The organism is Pseudorhodoferax sp. LjRoot39, assembly GCF_964253035.1.
In the GTDB taxonomy this organism is placed as follows: domain Bacteria; phylum Pseudomonadota; class Gammaproteobacteria; order Burkholderiales; family Burkholderiaceae_C; genus Pseudorhodoferax.
This window is the reverse complement of sequence record NZ_CAXUQL020000002.1, coordinates 106,741-125,563: the sequence shown is the minus strand read 5'-3', so window position 1 is coordinate 125,563 and position 18,823 is coordinate 106,741. Positions and strand designations below refer to the sequence as shown.

The window sequence follows — 18,823 nt, the reverse complement described above, 5'->3', positions numbered from 1 at the left end:
CGCGGCCAGCCCGCATCGGACTTCTGCAGGAGTTACTCATGCGCTTTCTCAAGACCGGCCTGGTGCTCGCCGCACTCGTCCTCAGCCCTGCGGCGTTCGCCCAGAAGAAGTGGGACATGGCCTCGGCCTTCGTCACCAGCAATTTCCACGTGGCCAACCTGGCCGAATTCGCCGCCGATGTCGAGAAGGAGACGCAGGGACAGTTGCGCATCACCCTGCATGCCAACTCCAGCCTGTTCAAGGGCAGCGAGATCAAGCGCGCCGTGCAGGGCGGCCAGGTCCAGGCCGGCGAGATCCTGATGACCGCCTACGAGAACGAAAGCGCGGTCCTGGGCGTGGACGGCGTGCCGTTTCTGGCGACGAGCTACGCCGATGCGCGCAAGCTGTACGAGGTGCAGAAGCCGGTGCTGCAGGCCTACCTGGAGAAGCAGGGCATCGTGCTGCTGTACTGCGTGCCGTGGCCGGCTTCCGGCATCTACAGCAAGCGGGCGGTCGACTCCATCGCCGACATGCGCGGCATCAAGTGGCGGGCCTACTCGCCGGCCACAACGCGCATGGGCGAGCTGATGCAGGCGCAGCCCGTGACGGTGCAGCCGGCGGAGCTCAGCCAGGCCCTCACCACCGGCGTGGTGGAAGCGTTCATGACGTCCACACAGACCGGTGTGGACAGCCGCGCCTACGAACAGGTCAAGTATTTCTACGACCTGCAGGCCGGCCTGCCCAAGAACGCTGTGTTCGTGAATGCCAAGGCTTTCCAGGCCCTTGGTGCCGAGCAGCAGCACGCCGTGATGAAGGCCGCCCAGGCCGCCGAGGAGCGTGGCTGGCGACTGAGCAACGAGTGGAACGAGGCTTCGAAGAAGACCCTGCGCGAGAAGGGCATGACTGTCTCCGAGCCCTCACCCGCGCTGCGCGCGGACGTGCAGCGCATGGGCCAACAATTGCTGCAGGACTGGCAGAAGAAGGCCGGGCCGGATGCGGCAGGTATCGTGACGCAGTACCAGCAACTGCGCGCCAGCGACAGCCAGGCGGTGCGCAAGTGAGGCGGCTGCTCAACGCTGTCTACGGGGCTTGCGGATACCTGGGCGCGCTCTGCGTGCTGGCGATCTGCGTCGTCATGGTCGGCCAGAGCCTGGGGCGGGTTGCGGGCATCCCCACCGGTGGTGCCAACGACCTGGTCGCCTGGCTGTGCGCCGCAGCCGCGTTCCTGCCCATGGCGCATGCGTTCAAGCATGGCGACTTCGTCCGGGTGACCCTGGTGTTCGACAAGCTGGGGGCAGGGGCTCGGCGCGTGCTCGAAGTGTTGGCCCTGTGCGTGGCGTGCATCGCGATCGGCTACCTGGCCTGGTGGGCCACCGTGTTCACCTGGGAAAGCTGGGAGTTCCGCGAAATGGGCACCGGCATGCTGGCCTGGCCGCTGTGGATTCCCCAACTCAGCTTCGTGGTGGGTGCGTGGGTCTTCCTGATCGCTGTGGTCGACGAGGCGGCCATCGTGCTGCGCGGCAGTGTGCCTACGTATGTCGCCGCCGTCGAGGAACGCCATGCGCGCGGCGACTTCTCCTCCGACATCTGAAAGCACTTCGCGATGGAAACTCTTGGAATCGGCCTGCTGCTGCTCGTCCTGATGCTGGTGCTGCTTGCGGGCGGCTTGTGGATCGCGATGACGCTCGCCCTCTGTGGCTGGGTCGGGCAGTTCTTCTTCACAGCCACTGAACCAGGGAAGAACCTGTTCTCGGCGTTCTGGGACAGCAACGCCTCCTGGGAGCTGGCGGCACTGCCCCTGTTCATCTGGATGGGTGAGATCCTTTTCCGGACCAAGCTCAGCGAAGAAATGTTCGAAGGCTTGCGGCCGTGGCTCAACCGCATCCCTGGCCGGCTCATGCACACGACGGTGCTGGGCTGCGGCATCTTCGGGTCGGTCAGCGGCTCTTCGGCTGCCACCTGCGCCACCATCTCCAAGGTCGCCTTGCCGGAACTCAGAAGGCGCGGCTATGACGAGAACCTGGCCCTGGGGGCCCTGGCCACCAGTGGAACGCTGGGCATCCTGATCCCGCCGTCCATCACCATGGTGGTGTACGCCGTGGCCGCGGATGCGTCGGTGATCCGGATCTTCCTGGCAGGCTTCCTGCCCGGTCTGCTGCTGATGGCGCTCTTCATGGGCTACATCGGCTGGTGGTCGACACGCCATCCCGACCGCATGCCGCCCGCAGATCCGCCAACCAGCCTGGGCCAGAAGCTGCGCGCGAGCGGCAACCTCATACCCTGTACGGCGCTGATCGTCTTCATCGTATGGGTGCTGGTGGCTGGCTATGCCACGGCAACGGAATGTGCAGCCTACGGCGCGGTGGGCTCGCTGGCCATCGCGGCCTGGGGTCGGTCGCTGACCGTGCGCAACTTCGTGGACGGCCTGGTGGGCGCCACCCGCACGAGCTGCATGATCATGTTCATCCTGGGCGGTGCCGCGTTCCTGACCAAGACGATGGCCTTCACGGGGGTTCCGATCGCGCTGGCCGGTTGGGTGGATGGCATGCAGCTGTCCCCCTATGCACTGATCGCCGCCCTGGTCCTGGTCTACCTCGTGCTGGGCACGGCGCTGGACGGCATCTCGATGATCGTGCTGACCACCGCGGTGGTGCTGCCGATGATCCAGAAGGCGGGCTTTGACCTGGTCTGGTTCGGCATCTTCGTCGTGCTGTTGGTGGAGATCGCCGAAGTGACGCCCCCGGTCGGCTTCAATCTGTTCGTGCTGCAGAACATGACCGGCAAGGACAGCAACATCATTGCCAAGGCAGCCATCCCGTTCTTCTTCTGCCTCATCGTCTGCATCGGCCTGATCACGGTCTTTCCGAGCATCGTGACCGTCCTCCCCAACCTTGTCATGGGGCCAGAGCGCTAGCCATGCCTTGCCATCCATTTGTCATGAAGGGATCTCAAAGATGACTTACAGCTTGATCGCCCGTTGCCCGCGTACGGGCCAGTTCGGCATCGCGATCTCGACCTACACCCTGGCGGTGGGCCAGTATTGCGACGGCCTCGTGTCCCACCGCGGCATCACCATGAGCCAGGCGTCGGTGCGCCAGGCCAACAACGCACTGGGCACGCGGCTGCTGCGGCAGGGCTACGAAGCGCCCGGCGTGCTGGACGCCTTGCTGCGCAACGACGCCTTCCCGGGTTTCCGCCAGATCGCCGTCGTGGACCGGTTCGGACATGCGGTGTGCCACACCGGCGCCGATGCGCGCGACTGGAAAGGCCACCGTACCGGACCCGGGGTGGTGGCGATGGGCAATGTGCTGCTGGGACCGGCGGTGGTGGACGACATGCTGGCCGCCTTCGAAGCCTCTCCGGACGGAGCATTGGCCGACCGGCTCCTCCTGGCGCTGGAAGCAGGCCGCGACGCGGGCGGCCAGAGCAACGGCAGCCGGCGCATGCCGGAGCGCTCCGCCGCGCTGATCGTCATCGGCCACGAAGAGCACACTGACCTGAACCTGCGTGTGGACCTGCAGGACCACGCAGTAGACGAACTGCGCCGTCTCTACGCCCGCTACAAGCCCTACGCCGACTACTACCGGGCGCGGGACCTGACGCCCCAGCGGGTACCGGGACAGGAGGTGTTCGAAGAATCGTTTGGAGGGCAGACCTACTGGTGCCCATAAGCAATGACGTCGATCTGGCGCCACTTGCCACGTAAACGGAAAAAGCGACTAGAGCATAGCGGCGGCGCTGGGACGTCCGCCTGCTGGCCTGGAAACAGACGATGATGCCCTCCATTCGACGGGCAGCATTGGGCGCAAACCTGCCACCGATCAGGTTGCAGATGCGCCTCGCCACGAGCTTCCGACTTGACGGTCACGCGGGCCAGAAATTGGCAGTCCAACGAGAAAGAGCCCCCACTTCGGCGAACCGAGATGGGGGCTTCACGTGTGCCGCGTGCCTACGCGGCGGCCAGCAGTTCCTTCGCCAGCGTCACTTCCAGGCTGTCACCCTGGGAGTCGTTCAGGACGTCGAGACCGGATTCCGGCATGTCGCCAGAGGTCGACTGCGACACCGCGATCTTCTTGCCCATGAGCCGCAGGCAGTCCATCTGTGTGGTGAGCGCATAGCCAAGGTAGTACACCTTGACCGATTTTCGCTGCCCGATCCGCCAGCTGCGCCTTGCGGCTTGCTGGACGGTGTAGACATTGAAGCCAGACTGCATGAAGACGATGGTCGGAAACTCCAGCAGATCGAGACCCGTTTTCACGAGCTCGGGGTTGCACAGCACGACATCGACCCCGCGCTCCACCTGGTCTGCCACCCAGTCCTCGCGCTTGGACGCGTCCACGCTCGCGCGCAGAACAGCGACCTTGAAACCGCGGACCTCGAGCAGGTTGCGCAGCCTGGCGGTCGTGTCCCGCGTACCCGAATAGATCGTGTACGCGAGAACCCGACGTCCAGCCGCCTTCTCTTGCTTGCAGATTCCCACCAGCCTGGCCTCCTTGGGCATCAGCGTGGTGTCGTCGAACATTGCAGGCTGCATGTGCAGCAATGCGCGCGTTCGCGGATGCCGGACCGTTTCCGGCCGGAAGCAGCAGTCTGGCCAGGCCAGCAGCACGTTCATCACGACGCCCAGCAAGGTGCTGTCCTTCAACGCCAGCGCCTGTTTGAGGATGCGCACGAGCGTGGAGGCCATGAGCGCGTAGGCTGCACCCTGCGCCTCTTCCATCTCCACGGGCTCGAAGACCTCCTCGTAGGGAGGCAACGCCTTCGCGTCGATCTCCCGGAGCTTCAGGAACACTGTGATGGGCAGCACATAGCGCAGGATGCCGACAGGGCCGAAGCCCGGCGCCTTGCTGGTGCGGACCGTCAGGCTCTTGGCCTTGGCCGTGCGATGCGACGATGCGCCGGTTTCCCGGTACACCTCCTTGAGCACCCCATGCTCGCGCATGAATGCCATGTTGGCACTGTGGAACGAGCCACGCTCGCTGGGCTTGAAACCGTCGGCCACCATCACGGCGGGATTCAGCCGCCACAGCAGGTGGAACAGCTCGTCGGCGTAGCCGCCCATCAGCGTACCGGTCAGCAGCAGCGTCTTGCGACACTGGCTGGCCAGTACGCCCATGGCCTGGCCCTGGGCCGATCCCTCGTTCTTGTACTCGTGGCCTTCATCGACGACCAGCAAGCCGAAGTAGTTCTTCGGCAGGTAGCGCTTGATGAACTCGGTGGCCTGGTAGCCACCTTGTCCGATCGAGAACTCGAAGCTCGCCATGGACCGCTCCAGCCTGCGCGCCTGGCGGTCGCTGAAGACCACGTCGCCGTTCTCGTCCATGAGGTTGATGAACTCGTAGACGTTGTCCTCCAGCATCGAGCTCAGCAGCGACTCGCCGAACATGTCCAGCAGCCGCTTGGAGGCGACGGGGCCGATCGTGGGCAGCTGCTGCATGGCCGCACCAACCAGGTCGCGAAGCGACTGCTTCGCGGTGCCGGGCCGGATCAGCGTCCACAGCGGGCTCTTGCAGGCCTTGACGGTGCATCGCATGCGCATGTCGCTCAGCACGGCTGCAGCCAGTTCCGCCGACAGCCAGGCGCGCGGACCGTCCGGGTCCATGCGTTCGAGCGGTGCCATGCACTGCGGACAGCAGGCGACCGTATGGGTCTGCCCTTCGTCCCGAAGGCGGCGTGTGATGAAAGCCGGCTTCCAATGGAACCCCATGCGCATGCGCACACGGCCGAGCACGTAGAACTCGGGATGACTGCTCTTCAACCCCAGCGTCGCGCGCACCTGCAGCAGCTTGCGCAGTGTGTCGGGACCGTTGAGCACCCAGACCTTGGCCCCTGGCACCGTCTCCATGATCTCCCGCCGCCACTTGTAGACCAAGTGGGGCGGGCTGATCACCAGCGTGCGCGGATGCTCCTGTTGGATCACCGCGGCCGCGCAGATCGCCATCATGGTCTTGCCCGAACCCATCTCGGCGTTCAGGACCGCAGCGGGTTCGCCACGGTCCAGCAAGAGCTTGCACACGGCCTGCACGGCCTCGGATTGCGCCGGAAACGGCTTGCGCCGCAACGAAGTCATCACCGCTTGCCGCGCCTGCCAGACCGGTAAATGCTGGTCCAGCGCTGGCTGGTAGACGGGCGGGTTCCTCGCCTTGACCTGCTCCAGCATGCTGGCGCCGAAGCTCCGCATGAAATCGCCCAGGGCGATGGTCTCGCTGATGACGCCATCCATGATGTCGGCACGCTCGGTCACATCGGGTTGCTCTTGCAGCGCCTCCGCGGAGATGGCCGCATCCTGCTGCTTGTCCGGCATGGCCACGGCCGCCGCGTCGGGCCTGTCGATGACCGCGAGGTCGTTGGTGGTTTGCATAGATCTCTCCTTGTGGGTGAGGTAGTGAAGAACGAGATGCGCGCCGACCCCCGATGGGCCTGGCGCGCAGCTTGGGATGCGCCGCCGGCGGATGAGGCCGGCGGGCGTGGGGCTAGAGGACGATCACCCTCTGGCGGACTTGCTCGCTGACGAAGCGAAGGAAATGGTCAGAAATGCTGACGCGCATGGCGTCCACCTGGCCGAGAGGCGGGTACAGGGCGTCACCGAGGCGCTGGTAGGCCAGCTTCTCCATGCACCAGGCCTGGAGCTCGGGACGCCAGGCGTCGAGCAGCGCGACCGGAGACAGCTGACGGGTCAGTTCCCAGGCCTGGTCCAGCAGGCCGCGCAAGCGCTCCTGCGGCTCCTGCCCGGTGACGGCCCGGTGCATCACCCACCCGATGCGATTGGGCCGGTCCAACGTGGTGAATGCCTTGTCGTACATCCACACCTGCGACAGCGGGCCGAACACGTTCTGCCGCGGCAGCCGTCCCGAGAACGTGGTCAGACCGTTGGCGTTGCCAACGTCGACCGCATGACGCGCGCCATCGGCCACCAGGTGGAATCGGCTGACGCCGCCCTCCTTGTGGCCCAGCTGCATCGCCGCCTCGAACTGCATCAGCGAACCGTCCCGGCCGTAGACCGACAGGAACTTCATGGTTCCGCTGCTGTCCCGAAGGCAGGCATCGGCGAAGACCTCAGGGAACTCTTGGACGCGGTACAGGGTGTCAGCCATGCTCCGGCTCCTGCACGTCTTCGTCGCGCACCTTCAGCCAGGCGCTGACCCAGCATCCTTCGTCCGTTGGGGACACCGTTGCATCGTCATCGACCTGCACGTCATCGTCGCAATGGAGTTGCTCCGCAGCGGCGATATGGTGGCGGTAGGCCAGGCGCTCGGACTTCAACGATTCAAGGTGCTGTGACAGCGCCCTGACCGCCTCGGCCAGATCCCCCTTCTCCCACCGATTGACGACCTCCTGGGCAAGTCGTTCAATTTCAGCCATGGTGTGCTCCCGGTTCCTCGCGGCACGCCGAGCAGTCCAAGGGTGGGACGTGCCGGTAGTGCTGCGAGATCCGCGTGCGGATATCTGGCAGCGTGCCCATCGCCTTGTCGTGCTGTTCGAGCACGAGTTCCTTGGTGAGGTAGCTGTTCTGCATGCATGGCGTGGACGCCAAAAGCTGGTCGAAGTCGCCCTGGCGAGCATCGCCACCGATGTCGTAGATCAGTTCTCCGTCTTCGAGATGGGTCGAAACCGTCGCGCGCGTCACCAGGTTGGACAGGTTCCCTGACGCGCGAGCAGTCCGGATGACCAGCACGCGTTGCTGATCTAGCTCGATGAGTGTCTCGGCCGACCAGCCGCAGCTGGTGCTTTCGAGTTGGATTCGCATGGTCCGCTCCTGAAAGGCGCGGGCGCACCCCTTGCGGGGCACTGCCCCGCAAGGGTTGATGAAGTTGGCACCGGGGTGCCGTTGTGCCCGGCCACGGATGTGGCCGGCGCGCTCGAAGGGCTGAGCGCGCCCGAGAAACCGTTGGTGGTTGGTTGACGGTTTCCCCTTGCATCCGACGTGACCAGGTGCAAGGGGAAGCCGTCGCCGTGCGCAGGGGCGACCGCAGGTGCGACACTGCGCACATGGACCGAAAACCGCACCTCGAACTCGTGGCAGGCACTCCCCCGCAGCAGCCGGACTGGTCCGTGCTGCTGGAGGAGTTGGACGTCAGGGACGCCCTGCCGCAGTTGCGAGCACGGTCAAGGCAGCGGCGGGCCGCAGCAAATTCCGTTCTCGCAGCAGTGCCACCAGCGCAGCCGGCACACACGCTTGAAGTTCAGGACGCGCAAAGCACGTCCGGATCAGCCTGAGCATCGAGCACACCTCGCCAGGCGCGATCTCTTCGCGCAGGGCTTCGATGGCGTCGAACTCGGCTTCTCCGGCGTCAAGCAGCCAGTCGGACAGGGCCGCGTGGAACAGCCTGCGCTGGTCGTCGTTCAGGGATTCAAACAAGGTCGTCTCCAGGTTGCGGGGACGACCGAGCCCCGGGGGACAGGTTGTCCCCAGAGGGTTGAAGCGCGGGTCACGTGCCCATGCGGGATGCGTGATCCCACAAGGGTTGATGAAGGAATGCCTGGCTGTCTCCAGCCGGCGCGCTTGCAAGGCCGAGCGCGCCTGAAACCATCGTGGATGGAAGGATGGTTTCCCGAAGCGTCCTGGCCGACAGGGCGCTGTGGGAACCCATCAGGGTTCGGGTTCGAAGTGTGGCATCGACACGCGCTGCCGTCCAGAGAATCGCTGTCCGGCACCGCGCGGATGCGCCGTGCCGGACAGCGATAGTTCTAGTCGGGCTTCTGGACCACCATGTCAGCGTCGACGTCGTACTGTTGGTACACCTTGGCCTGGATCTCTTTGGCAACGCCGATCCAGACCGGGCCGCTCATGAAGGGCGTGTCGACCTCGGAAGGCTGGGCCGCCGCCACCTTGTCGGCATAGCGGCGGATCGCCTCGATGACGAACACCTGGCTCAGCGCACCGAAGTTGCTGAACTGCATCAGCTCGGCGACGAACTCCTCGTTCGTCAACCGCGTCGCCGCGCTCAAGCGGTCACCTCGGCATCGCCGTCGGCGGTGGCCTCCACCGGCTCGGCGGCGGCCTTCTGCTTCGCATAGTGGTCGCGCACCTGAAACAGGACGCTCTCTGCTTGGGCCAGACACGTGGCGTGTTGCGTGGTGACAGTCTTCTCCGTGACACGCTGGTAGCGCATCGCCATCATCGGCGCCGAAAAGTCGCCTCCGATGCCAAAGCCCAGCACATGGCGCCTCGTGGTGCCAACGATCCGATGGACGCTTGCCCGCGTGCGGACCACGCCGTCGTGGTGCTTCATGGTGACGATGGACAACTCGCGGTCCGTGTCGTCGATCATCATCGTGGACTGGGCATGCCAGTTGCCGTCTCGCTTGCAGATGGCGGTTGTGAACTCGTTCATGGAAATACTCCTGAGATGCGCAAGGCTCCGCCCGTACGGGGCATGGCCCCGCGCGGGTTGGTGAGAAAGGCACCGAAGTGCCACCTTGCCCAGCCACGGATGTGGCCGACGTGCTCGAAGGGCTGAGCACGTCCTGGAAACCGCGTTCGATCGGTTGACGGTTTCCCGCTGCGCTCGTCGCCAGGCGCAGGGGGAAGCAGTCGCTTCCCTCGTTGAAGAACGTCAGCCAGCAATCGCCGCCAGCTCGGTGCGCCCGTCGAGCGCGTTGTCGAAGCCGCGCATCTCGTCCGCGAGCTGCGCGAACCGGCTGCGCTGCGCTCGGATCACCTTGAACTCGGCATCGACGACGCCATTGACACGTGCCCAGTGGTTCCAGGCGAAGGAGCAGCCGAGGCCGACGGTGGTCTTGGTGCTGGGAAACGAGTCCGCATTGCGCACCAGGTCTTCCCATGTGGCGCCGAACTCCACCGTGTCAAAACGGCTGTGGCGCCCAGTGAGCGCGTTGCGCTCGAGGTACAAGGCCCGTTCGAATAGTTCGGGCTCGTTCGCGGCAAGCCAGAACCGTTCCCAGGGCTTGGACGCCGGGCAGAAGAAGCACGAGGACTTCATCGGCACCAGGTGCGCGCCCAGAACCTTGGCGACGGCGCGGACGCAGTCGGGCCGGGCCCAACCGATCCGCTGCAACGGATAGGCATAGTCGAAGTCCGCATCTGCGGGCTTCGGTGCTCGCGCACGCCGCATGTCGGCGCGACCGCAGTCGTAGCCGATCAGCTTGACGATGCGCCTGCCCTCGGCCTGCGCGCGCAGCCACAGGGGATGCGCGGGCCTGGCATTCGGTCCCTTGGAGACACCACGAAGGACCTGGTCCCGCGGCAGCTGCTTCCAGCGGATCGAGCAGGACTTCATGCCAAAGGCCAGCGACGGCAAGGTCTCGTTCGCAACGCAGTTGCCGTACAGGTCGACGTAGCCGGTCGATGCCTTGAGCACGGCACGGCAAACGGTGACCAGCGGCCAGTCCCATGTGGTGAGGACCTCGTTCATGGCCAGCACGTGCGCGTAGGTCGCGCTCTTCTCGCCGCCCGTGTCCGCGAACGTGATCGCGTCCGGCCGGATCTCGGCATCGCGCAGTGCGACCAGCATCGCCGTCGAGTCGACGCCGGCGCCGAAGCACACGACGACCAGACGGCCTGCTAGGTCCTGCACGAGCGATGCCCACTGCGTGTTGACCAGCAAGCTGCCCACCGTGTAGTCGGTGGTACTGCCGGTGATCGCCATGTTGACCATGCAACTTCTCCTGAAAAGTGCAAGGCGCGGCCCTGCAGGGCATAGCCCCGCATGGGTGGATGGAAGGCACAGAAGTGCCGCTGTGCCCAGCCACGGGAGTGGCCGGCGCGCTAGAGGGGCTGAGCGCGCCCTGGAAACTGCGTTGGATCGGTAGACGGTTCCCCGCTTCTCCTGTCACCAGACGAAGAGGAAGCCGTCGCTTCCCGTTTGAAAGCTGGGTCAGCCGACCGGTCTCACCGGTTCAGCTTCTCCGTACTTAGTGGCGCATCTGGCCTCGATCTCCTTGGCAACAGCGACCCATGCGGCTCCATGAACAAACGGGTGGTTGATGGCCTTGGGATCGGCGGCCGCGACACGGGTGGCGTGCTGCACGATGGCATCAAGGACGAACATCTGACCCAGCGCGCCGTAGCGACCCGAGGTCATCAGCTCGACCACGAACTGCTCGTTGGTGTGCGACTTGAAGTCCTTGTCGGGACCGAAGTCGATGTGCGACGAGGAGTACATGCCGTTCAAGCTCCAGGCCTGCTGGTGGTAGGCACTACCCGCCGCCGCGGCAGCGATGACGTGCAGAACGGCATGGCCATCGGTAGGAAACCGAGGCAGGCTGTCGGCGCAAAGATCAGGCAGGTCGGGCTCGTCGATGCGCTGGATCTCCAGCACGCCGTGGGCGTCGAAGAGGCCCCAGCCTTCGCGCAGGGCCTGCGCATTGTCAAAGTCGTTGTAGGAAACAGCGTTCTTGGTCATGGTCTTTTCTGGGGTGGGCAGGGTCGACCGCCCCATGGGCATGGACGACCCCAGGGGTGCAGGTGATGAAGATGCCTCGTTGCCGGGGCGGCTGGTGCTAGTCGCGCGTGAGCTGCATCAGGAGGATGTCGTCCACCACGTCGTGCGCCTTGGCCTTGGCTTGGGCCACCGACGAGATCTCCCGGGCATCCTTGTCGAGCCAGCCGCAGTCGGACAGCCCAGTCAGGGCCGCCTCCATGGCCTGGGCAAGTTCAAGTTCCTTTGCCAGGCTCTCCGCCTCGTCCGTCAGGTCTTGCACGAGCGGAACCACGTCGTCGTTGAGCACAGAGCGTTGACCCAACGAGATGAGCGTGTGCACCTTGCGAAGCAGCACGACCATGCGGGACCGCATCGGAAGACGACTCGGGTCGGGTGCGGGGATCGCACACGCCGAGCAGTAGGTCGTGCCATGCGGGACGATGGCCACACAGCCGCGGCAGTTGGGAGCCAGCACGCTGGCGTCGTTCGTGAGACCGGTGGGCCGGCGACGTCCGATGTCGGCGGCGGCGCAGATGCCAAGCGCGATCGCGCGCGACATCGGCACCAGGTTGAACTGGCCTTCGAGGCCGGGCAGAGCGCATTCCGCCAACTCCTCGCCCAATGCGCGTTCAACGAATGGCCGCATGTCGTCGGCCAGGATGGTCTCTTCGCCTTCGAAGTCGAAGGTGAACGCCAAGCCATGGCGGCGCAGCTTGCAGATGCCCCTGCTGTCATCGCGCGCGGCTGCGACAGCAGCGGCGACCAGCGCGGGGTCGAAGGGCACTTGTGCGTCCGGGGACGTCTTCTCGTTCATGGATGTACTCCTGAGAAGTGCAAGGCTCTGCCCCTGCGGGGCATAGCCCCGCACGGGTTGATGAAGAAGGCACCGAAGCGCCGTTGTGCCCAGCCACATGTGGCCGGCACGCTCGAAGGGCTGAGCGCGCCCTGGAAACCGCTTGAAGTCAGTTGACGGTTTCCCGCTGCACCCGGGTCCGACGGAATCAGGTGCAGCGGGAAGCCGTCGCTTCCCGTGTGTGGATCAGTATTCCGAAGGAAGAAGCAGCGTCGTCACGCTGCGGTCCCCTTCGGTGATCACGTAGATCTTCACGGCGTCCGTAACCTGGAACGCGGACACGATGCGGTCTTCGTCCAGGACGGCCTGCAGGTTGTGCCTGCGGTCCTCAAAGCTCATTTCGGACCAGTCGCCCACGACGTGCAGCAGGACGTAGAGCAGCGGAGGGTCGATCACGCCCGCCTGGACGAGCGCGTCGACCCCCTGGGTCATCACGATGCGCCCAAGCGCGAAGAGCGGTGCTCGGCCATTGCCCATGCTCACGCCACCTTCACGATCTGGCCCAGCCGGTGGTCCGGCGTGAACTCGATTGCGTTGATGACCGGCACGAAGCGGTCGAGCATGGTGATGACCTGGCTGGCCTCGCCCTTGTCGTTCACTTCGGTCGCGACCGTGCGCTGCTTGTGTTTGAACGTGTCGCCCTTGACGAGGAACTCGCGCCCCTGCGCCGAGCGGAATCTCCCTGTGACCTGGCCGGCAGCCAGAGACAGGGCCAGGTGCCACGGCGTCATCTCGCGCAGCGTGGGCCTGCAGACGAACGACGCGCGTTGGAAGTGGGCGCCGAACCCTTCCCACAGCAGGTGTTGACGGTAGCGATCCAGCTCGTCGCCGAGCTGGGGCGCATCGATGGGCATCGCGTGGAAGTTGAACTCGCCATCGACCACGGCCGGCACGACGTAGGGCTCGGACACCCATTCCTCCGGTAGCTCCTGAACGCCCTCGCCGGTCTGCACCTGCGCGAGCATCTCCAGCACCTGCTTGCTGGCGTTGCCGGACTTGCGGCGGGTTGCGACGATCACGCACTGCTGGAAGCGCTGCTCGGGAGCCATGAAGGCCTGCACGTTCTGGTAGTTGCGCGCCAGGTGTGCCCGCATGTGCTCGTCCAGCGCGTAGTGCGGGACGATGAACACCAGAACACCGTGCTGCGTGAGCAGCGGCGTGCACTTGAACAGGAACGTGCGTTCGAGGCGCTCGGCCTTCTCTGCGTCCACCGTGCCAGCGTTGGCGCTGGCCTTGTCCGAAACACCGAAGCCATAGGGCGGATTCAAGAACATCAGGCCGACCGACCGGGGCTTGACCACCACGTCGTGGAAGTCAGCATGGATCACGCGGTCGAGGCACTGCTTGGCGTGCCAGGCGCGCTCCTGATCGAACTCGATGCCGAGGGCCTCGATGGCGATCTTGGCGCCCGGGTCCTGCGCAGCCGCCGCTTCCAGCAGGCTGTGCCGAACGTCTGCCAGGGCAGCGCCCTCGCCACAGCACGGATCGAGTAGGCGATGCGACGCGGTGCCGGCGCAGCGCAGCATCTGAACGATGCGCTGCATAGTGACCTCGTCGGTCGGGTAGTACCCGTTCTTGATGAAGTTGTGCGCCAGGCGCGCGAACATCAGTGCCATCTCATGCTCCCTTCGTGATGCAGCGAATTTCTGCACCGAAGGCAAGCGCTGGCTTGTCGGGCGACGGCTGGACGTTCTGATCGATCCACCACTGGGGCGGGTCGAGCGGGTAGACCATGACGCCGAGATACCCCTCCTGGATGCCGTAGCCGACGACCTTTGCGGGGCCGATGCTGTTGACGCGGATGTGAACGTCGTCCCCGATGGCGGGCACGGGCTCAGCACCGGACCAGATCGGCAAGCTCTCAGCTGTACGTGCGGTCGTACGGTCGGTCGTATAGGCAGGCAGTTCCTGCGAGCGAACAAATGACATGTGGATCTCCATGGGTGGATGCAGGCCCCGCAGGGCTTGCAGTCCTGCGGTTGTGGAAACGTGACCTGCAGGCCAGGGATCAGAGGTGCGCGCGCTGCGTCCAACGGCCGCTGCTGAGCGCACCGTCCGCCAGCAAGCGGGTCGGGAAGTACTCGACGGACTCCCGCGTGAAGGGGCCGTCTGCAGGGCAGAAGGTGCCGAGGTAGAAGCCCGCGGCGCTTTGCAGCACCGTCAGCTTCAGATCCGACCTGCCGCAGGCGGCGGCGAGAACACCGTGCGCGGGTGGCGCGGCCGTGGCCGCCTCCTGCAGAGCTGCCGGGTGTGAATGCATGAACATCGAAACTCCTGGGTTGTGACAGGAGGCCGCCCTGACAGGCGGCAACCTGTCGGGTTGGTGATGGTGAGATGTGCCTCGGCGTTGCCGCCGGTCGCGCTTGCAAGGCTGAGCGCTCCTGAAACCATGGTGTTGGTGGATGGTTTCCTGCAGCGCCCGCAGTGCAGGCGCTGCAGGAACCCATCGGGTTCCTTGGAGGATCAGCCTTGCGGCCGGCACCCATGTGGTGCGCCTGCGCAGCTGCGCGGCTCACGTTCTGCGGCCTCCAAGGCCTCGCGCATGCGGGCGGGACCCACACGCTGCGCAACCGCGGCCAGCGCCTCCAGTGCCATCTCCCGCTCGTCCGGCCGCCGGTGCATCGCGAACGCGACCCCTGTCGGTAGGTCGCAGACGCGCTTGCCGCTGGCGATGTGCGAGATCGACTTGGGTACCTTGCCCGGGGACTGATGGATCGCGAACCAGAAGGCCTTGCCATCGACCGTCGCGCGAACGCGCCGGCAGGTGGAGGTCATGACGGAGCCATCGGCGAGCTGGATGTTGAAGAGGGCCATGGCCATGTCAGATCAGTCCACGTTGGGCGAAGCTCATCGTCGTCGTGTTCGTGACCACGATGTGGTCCAGCACGCGCACATCGACGAGGCTCAAGGCAGCCTTGAGCTGCTGCGTCAACGCTTCGTCGGCCCTGGAAGGCTCTGGCGAGCCGCTCGGGTGGTTGTGGTACAGGATGACTGCAGCGCTGTTGGAGAGAAGGCAGTCCTTGACGACCTCGCGCGGGTAGACCGAGGTCTGCGAGAGGGAGCCGCGGAACATCTCTTCGGCCTTGATCATGCGGTGCTGCGCGTCCAGGTGGACAACGCCGAATACCTCGTGGTCCAGGTGGCCGATGCGCGTGCGCAGGTAGTCCTGGACGGTCTCGGGTCGGTCGAGGAAGACCTGGCCATGTAGCTTGCGCTCCAGCAGCGCGCGTGCTGCCTGCAGGATGTCCTCGGGCTGTGCCGAGAAGTATTCGCCGTTGCGGTCGCGCACGATCAACGGCGCGGTCGACGTTGCGTCGGAAGTCGAGAACGTGACGGGTGTTTTCATGGTGAGCTCCTGATGGGAACGGGAGCCACCCCGACGGGCGTGCGCCCGTCGGGGTTGATGAGAGATGTGCCTGGCCGGCAGTGCCGGCTGCGCGCTTGCATGGCTGAGCGCGCCTGAATCCATCGTCGGTTGGAGTGATGGTTTCCCGCAGCGCCCTGCCCTGGCCAGGCGCTGCGGGAAGCCATCGGCTTCCTCGTTTTGAGATCTGGTTGAACGCTGCCCCTGGCTGCATGGACTTGCCATGCATGCCGGCCACCGGCGCGGGGCCCTGGTGGCCAAGGAATGGCGCGGGAGTGGTGCGGGGGCGTGGCTTTGACCCGGGCACCCTCAATCGCAATGGCCGCGGCACATCAGGCTGCCGCCACCCAGGCTGAGAGTCTTCGCTCTGCGGGCTGTTCGATGCGTCCACCTCGGGCGCATGGAACAACCCGCAGCGCGGGTTGTGTGGTTGGTCAGTTGACCGGGTTGAACGTCTGTTGCATCGGATCGAACTCGTAGCCCAGCTCTTCGCGCAGTGTGGCCGCCTGGCGGCGGAACAAGGCGCGGTCGACCGTGGAGTCGAGCTTGACCGGCTCGCGTTGTCGAATGCGCACGCAAAGTTCGACGCCGAAGAGCTCGGCAAGGTTAATCGGTGACTTGGCCTCCGGTTCAGGCTTGGCCTTGCGGCCGATACCTTGCAGCGCGGACTTCAGGTCGGACAGATCGCCAGTGGAGCCGGCTCTGTCGACATCCTTCTGCGGCTGCGTCGTTGGCTGCGTAGCCGGCTGCCTCGAAGGCTTCTCCGGCCTGCGCGTTGCCCGCGGTGCTTCGACTTCGTCAATCGGGTCCGGCTCAGGAGGCTCTGGGGCCTCATCGAGCTCGGACGCGGAGTCGACGCGGATGTCGTGCAGCTTGGCCCTGACTTCCGCCACAGCGCGGCCGTAGGCGACGTACTGGCCCAGGTAGATCTCGGAGATCCACACCGTGGCCTGGTATTCGCCTTCGTCGAACTGGTCCAGCAGCGAGTCCTTCACCTTGAACTCGCCGATCTCGGTGAAGAGATTGGCGACCGCAAAGGGCCCGTTCTTGCTCTGTTGGATCTTCTTGACGCGCAGCGTGGTGCGCTCGATCTTGATCATGGTGTGCTCCGTTGGGGGGATGGAAACGGAAGCACGCAAGCCCGCGACGGGATCGGTGTCCCGTCGGGATGTGTCGTCGTGGCGTGGCCACGGCGACAAGACTGCTGAAAATGGATTGCGCCAACGTACCGAGGTGGCAGGTTGGCGCAATGGGCTCTGATCTACTGGCAGGTTTCCAGCCCGCCAGAGATTAAGCGCTATGACGAAGTTTGCGGATCAGCGAGATAGCGCCTCGGACATGTACCCCGGTCTTTCGACGTGCACCGTTCGGGGGTTGAGATGCTGCAGCCGGAAGACCGGCACCTGGTTTGTAGTGACACCAGAAAACACTCAGGAACCTGTCAAGATTACCAGAAAGTAAATACGAATCGCACAGTTTTTGCCCTATTGACCGTGCAATTTTCGAGCAATTCTGAGACTCGTTGGCCTGCATCAGCGCCCGCGCTGAAGGCAAAGAAAACACCCCGATCCATGCGGACCGGGGCGCTTCAACGGTTCACATCAGCCGCGGGTTGACCGCGACCAGCGGCGCTCGCGCCGCGGTTCGCTGACGAAGTTGCGCGAGTGCGGGCGGCCTTGTTGCCGTTCCTCTTCGCGGTCCTCGTAGCGATCCTCCTGCCGGGCGCGGGCAGGTTCTTCCTGGTCTGGGCCAGCGTGCGAAGTGGCATGCGAATCGCCATCCTCGCCGCCAGCACCAGGCTCTTCGCGCTCGCGGCGGTACACCAGCTCCCCATCCACCTTGGCGGTGTTGATGAGGATCAGGCGTCCCTTGACGAGCGCTGCCTTCTCGGTCTTGTTGGACTGCCCGCCCTGGGCATCCCGCACTTGCCGGTCGTACTGGTGGACATAGATGTCCCCGGCCTTGAACGACACGATGACCTTGCGGCCCTCGTTTGCAGCCTTCTCCAGGTTGCGGATGATTTCGATCGCATCACTTCCGTTGACCTTGAGGTCGAAGTAGGTGTACTGCGGATCGTCGGAACTGCCCCGGAGCGCGTTGATGGCGCAGCTCAGGAACGGTTCGGATCGACGGCCGCCGCTGCGGCTGTTGTTGCCGACCCAGCGGACGCGGCTGAGGTAGCCGACGCCGGAAACGTGCAGGTTGAAGTACTCGGATTGAGTTTGAGCTTGAGCTTGTGCTTGGTTTGCCATGGTGATCTCCAAAAAATGGAAAGAGACCGGCATGCCCAAGCCTGACCGCAAGGTCTGGACGGGGAAGCAGATCCCCGTCCGGGTTGCAGTGACAGATGTGTTCTGGGTCCGACCTTGGGAGTCGAGCCGTGCGCCTTTCAAGAACCGAGGCGCCGCGTGTTTGCCTTTCGGCAGTTCACAGCGCGCAATCTAGCAAACTGGTTCTGGAGCAGTCAAATGCAGTTGACACGTGACGGCCGCGCAGCGCTGTGGCTACCGGCCTTTGCGTGGGCCGCGCCATCGCGCGACAGCGACGCACAGGACCGCTCGCTTGGGACGCCAATGCAACGCGATGACGAATGCCCACGTGCGAGTGAAGTCGCGATCCCCTCGAAGGGGCGTTCTGAGCGCGGCGACAATGCACTGCCTGCTCGAGCTTCATCGCCGAGCCGGAGCCCTGCACTTGAGGCCTGCCCATGCAAGAAGTCGAAACCCTGTCGTCGGTCCTGTGGTGGGTCTTCCCGCTCGTGTTGCTCTGCGCCGCCGGTTGCTTTGTACAAGGTGTGGAGCACGCGTTGACGCGTGCAGCGCTGAGCCGTCGCCGCGACGTTCTATTCGGGGATCGGCAGCTCGCCGAGTTCCTCGCGCAGGTGAAACCGCCGCCCTACGGGCTCTATGCGGCGTCCTGGATCGCAGCCGGCACGCTGCTGCTGGTGGCGGCTTTCATGTTTCGGCATTGAGTTCGACGATGGACATCGACCTCGACACCGCCTTGCAGGCCGCCGTCAACATCCTGCGCGACTCAGCGGAGTCGGGCTGCATGCCTTCGGGCGAGCCGCTGCCCGGCCGTGCGACGGAGCTTCACCGAGAGGCCGCGCGCCACCTGGAGGAACTGCGGCATGAGCTCGCAGTGCTTGCCCAACTGCGGCAGGCTCCACGCGATTGATCAGCCGCTGTGTTGATGGTGTTCGATGTGCGGGCGTCCCTCTCGCCCGCGTCCTACCTGCCCGTT

At 65.0% G+C, this 18,823-nt stretch carries 24 protein-coding genes; 6 read left to right on the top strand and 18 right to left on the bottom strand.

Translation table 11 applies throughout. From position 1 onward, the window contains the following. Positions 1–38: 38 nt before the first annotated feature. Genes ACSQ4M_RS35685 through ACSQ4M_RS35670 form a run of 4 tightly spaced genes read left to right on the top strand, consistent with a single transcriptional unit; the run spans position 39 to position 3,650 of the window. Positions 39–1,040 (top strand): TRAP transporter substrate-binding protein, encoded by a 1,002-nt coding sequence (locus tag ACSQ4M_RS35685; protein ID WP_436194246.1) that lies wholly within the window; start codon positions 39–41, stop codon positions 1,038–1,040. Further along, entirely contained in the window at positions 1,037–1,570 is a 534-nt protein-coding gene (locus ACSQ4M_RS35680) for a TRAP transporter small permease (RefSeq protein WP_436194245.1), read from the top strand. The genes ACSQ4M_RS35685 and ACSQ4M_RS35680 overlap by 4 nt, the downstream gene beginning before the upstream one ends. 12 nt (positions 1,571–1,582) lie before the next feature. Next, on the top strand, positions 1,583–2,893 hold the full coding sequence (locus tag ACSQ4M_RS35675; protein WP_436194244.1) for a TRAP transporter large permease: 1,311 nt from the start codon (positions 1,583–1,585) through the stop codon (positions 2,891–2,893). Positions 2,894–2,933: 40 nt separating this feature from the next. Further along, entirely contained in the window at positions 2,934–3,650 is a 717-nt protein-coding gene (locus ACSQ4M_RS35670; RefSeq protein ID WP_436194243.1) for a DUF1028 domain-containing protein, read from the top strand. 278 nt (positions 3,651–3,928) lie between these two features. Here the strand turns inward: ACSQ4M_RS35670 and ACSQ4M_RS35665 are convergent, their stop codons facing one another. The 18 genes from ACSQ4M_RS35665 to ACSQ4M_RS35580 all read right to left on the bottom strand — a co-directional run bounded on the left by ACSQ4M_RS35665 (position 3,929) and on the right by ACSQ4M_RS35580 (position 17,832). Next, a complete protein-coding gene (locus ACSQ4M_RS35665) occupies positions 3,929–6,283 on the bottom strand; it encodes a DEAD/DEAH box helicase family protein (protein ID WP_436194599.1) in 2,355 nt (784 codons plus the stop codon). Positions 6,284–6,452: 169 nt separating this feature from the next. Further along, positions 6,453–7,073, bottom strand: coding sequence for a hypothetical protein (locus tag ACSQ4M_RS35660; protein ID WP_436194242.1), 621 nt, complete (start codon positions 7,071–7,073; stop codon positions 6,453–6,455). Beyond that, positions 7,066–7,341, bottom strand: coding sequence for a hypothetical protein (locus tag ACSQ4M_RS35655; protein ID WP_436194241.1), 276 nt, complete (start codon positions 7,339–7,341; stop codon positions 7,066–7,068). The genes ACSQ4M_RS35660 and ACSQ4M_RS35655 overlap by 8 nt, the downstream gene beginning before the upstream one ends. Further along, positions 7,334–7,726 carry a hypothetical protein gene (locus ACSQ4M_RS35650; protein WP_436194240.1) on the bottom strand — a complete coding sequence of 131 codons (393 nt, stop codon included), beginning with the start codon at positions 7,724–7,726 and terminating at the stop codon, positions 7,334–7,336. The genes ACSQ4M_RS35655 and ACSQ4M_RS35650 overlap by 8 nt, the downstream gene beginning before the upstream one ends. 327 nt (positions 7,727–8,053) lie before the next feature. Continuing rightward, complete coding sequence (locus tag ACSQ4M_RS35645) at positions 8,054–8,338, bottom strand: hypothetical protein (RefSeq protein ID WP_436194239.1); 285 nt, start codon at positions 8,336–8,338, stop codon at positions 8,054–8,056. Between the two features lie 329 nt (positions 8,339–8,667). Next, on the bottom strand, positions 8,668–8,928 hold the full coding sequence (locus tag ACSQ4M_RS35640; protein ID WP_436194238.1) for a hypothetical protein: 261 nt from the start codon (positions 8,926–8,928) through the stop codon (positions 8,668–8,670). Then, complete coding sequence (locus ACSQ4M_RS35635; protein WP_436194237.1) at positions 8,925–9,314, bottom strand: hypothetical protein; 390 nt, start codon at positions 9,312–9,314, stop codon at positions 8,925–8,927. Before ACSQ4M_RS35635 ends, ACSQ4M_RS35640 begins: the two co-directional genes overlap by 4 nt. A 222-nt stretch (positions 9,315–9,536) precedes the next feature. Beyond that, a complete protein-coding gene (locus ACSQ4M_RS35630) occupies positions 9,537–10,598 on the bottom strand; it encodes a hypothetical protein (RefSeq protein WP_436194236.1) in 1,062 nt (353 codons plus the stop codon). Between the two features lie 219 nt (positions 10,599–10,817). Continuing rightward, positions 10,818–11,345: a hypothetical protein gene (locus ACSQ4M_RS35625; RefSeq protein WP_436194235.1), complete on the bottom strand. Its 528-nt coding sequence runs from the start codon at positions 11,343–11,345 to the stop codon at positions 10,818–10,820. Positions 11,346–11,442: 97 nt separating this feature from the next. Then, positions 11,443–12,177: a hypothetical protein gene (locus ACSQ4M_RS35620; RefSeq protein WP_436194234.1), complete on the bottom strand. Its 735-nt coding sequence runs from the start codon at positions 12,175–12,177 to the stop codon at positions 11,443–11,445. Between the two features lie 225 nt (positions 12,178–12,402). After that, positions 12,403–12,693 carry a hypothetical protein gene (locus ACSQ4M_RS35615; protein WP_436194598.1) on the bottom strand — a complete coding sequence of 97 codons (291 nt, stop codon included), beginning with the start codon at positions 12,691–12,693 and terminating at the stop codon, positions 12,403–12,405. Between the two features lie 2 nt (positions 12,694–12,695). Then, positions 12,696–13,832 carry a DUF6094 domain-containing protein gene (locus ACSQ4M_RS35610; RefSeq protein WP_436194233.1) on the bottom strand — a complete coding sequence of 379 codons (1,137 nt, stop codon included), beginning with the start codon at positions 13,830–13,832 and terminating at the stop codon, positions 12,696–12,698. A 1-nt stretch (position 13,833) separates the two neighbouring features. After that, positions 13,834–14,157, bottom strand: coding sequence for a hypothetical protein (locus ACSQ4M_RS35605; protein WP_436194232.1), 324 nt, complete (start codon positions 14,155–14,157; stop codon positions 13,834–13,836). A 67-nt stretch (positions 14,158–14,224) separates the two neighbouring features. Further along, the gene (locus tag ACSQ4M_RS35600) at positions 14,225–14,482 is read right to left on the bottom strand and encodes a hypothetical protein (RefSeq protein WP_436194231.1); all 258 of its coding nucleotides are present in this window, start codon (positions 14,480–14,482) and stop codon (positions 14,225–14,227) included. 197 nt (positions 14,483–14,679) lie between these two features. After that, positions 14,680–15,036, bottom strand: a complete 357-nt coding sequence (locus ACSQ4M_RS35595) for a hypothetical protein (protein WP_436194230.1) — start codon at positions 15,034–15,036, stop codon at positions 14,680–14,682. Between the two features lies 1 nt (position 15,037). After that, positions 15,038–15,562, bottom strand: a complete 525-nt coding sequence (gene radC / locus ACSQ4M_RS35590; RefSeq protein ID WP_436194229.1) for a RadC family protein — start codon at positions 15,560–15,562, stop codon at positions 15,038–15,040. 452 nt (positions 15,563–16,014) lie between these two features. Further along, a complete protein-coding gene (locus tag ACSQ4M_RS35585) occupies positions 16,015–16,680 on the bottom strand; it encodes a DUF3275 family protein (protein ID WP_436194228.1) in 666 nt (221 codons plus the stop codon). A gap of 501 nt (positions 16,681–17,181) precedes the next feature. Continuing rightward, positions 17,182–17,832 carry a DUF3577 domain-containing protein gene (locus ACSQ4M_RS35580; RefSeq protein ID WP_436194227.1) on the bottom strand — a complete coding sequence of 217 codons (651 nt, stop codon included), beginning with the start codon at positions 17,830–17,832 and terminating at the stop codon, positions 17,182–17,184. Between the two features lie 455 nt (positions 17,833–18,287). Here ACSQ4M_RS35580 and ACSQ4M_RS35575 point away from each other — a divergent pair, with 455 nt between their 5' ends. After that, positions 18,288–18,551, top strand: a complete 264-nt coding sequence (locus tag ACSQ4M_RS35575; RefSeq protein ID WP_436194226.1) for a hypothetical protein — start codon at positions 18,288–18,290, stop codon at positions 18,549–18,551. 8 nt (positions 18,552–18,559) lie between these two features. Further along, a complete protein-coding gene (locus tag ACSQ4M_RS35570; protein WP_436194225.1) occupies positions 18,560–18,757 on the top strand; it encodes a hypothetical protein in 198 nt (65 codons plus the stop codon). Positions 18,758–18,823: the final 66 nt, after the last annotated feature.